This is a genomic window from Gemella sp. 20925_1_85 (assembly GCF_041433735.1).
Classification (GTDB): domain Bacteria; phylum Bacillota; class Bacilli; order Staphylococcales; family Gemellaceae; genus Gemella.
Genome location: NZ_JAPWCC010000064.1, coordinates 1 through 567, shown reverse-complemented (window position 1 = coordinate 567; position 567 = coordinate 1). Strand labels below are relative to the sequence as shown.

At 27.9% G+C, this 567-nt stretch carries 1 protein-coding gene; it reads right to left on the bottom strand.

Going from position 1 to position 567, the window contains the following annotated elements:
• The coding region (locus O3884_RS09020) for a helix-turn-helix domain-containing protein (RefSeq protein WP_371453059.1) at positions 1-536 on the bottom strand (536 nt) is incomplete at its 3' end.
• Positions 537-567: the final 31 nt, after the last annotated feature.

Below are 567 nucleotides of genomic sequence, written 5' to 3'. Positions count from 1 at the left end.
CCATTTTTACTATCTTTAGTTGATTTTATTTCATCGAAACACAGGTGTTCTGGTAGGTTTGAATGAGTCTTAACTTCTACAGCTTCTCTGCATGATTTCATTACTCTTAGTACTGTAGATACTGATACATTACTTAATTCAGCTATATCTTTAAAAGATAATGTTTTAGATAGATTCTTCATAATATAAAATATAAGATTTTTAGATATACTGCAGTGCTTTTGTACAAATGATGTTTCAGCACAAAACTTAGAATTACACTCTCTACATTTGAAGCGTTGTTTCTTTAATCTAAGGTATGCAGGGCATTCTGACATCTTTAATAAAGCTACTTTTAATGGGTCTCCAAATCCATTTTTAACTATATTATTTCCTTTTTTTATACAACCGCAGTTTGTACAACACTTTGGTTCATAAGATAAAGCTCCATGAAATAAGAATGTATCTTGACCATCTACATTGATTAGATCAAGTTTATCCTCAATAGTTATATTTTGGTCTTTTATTAATAGTAAATTTGTGATAAAATTATTCATGACAAATATCCTTTCTTAGTTAATTATTTTT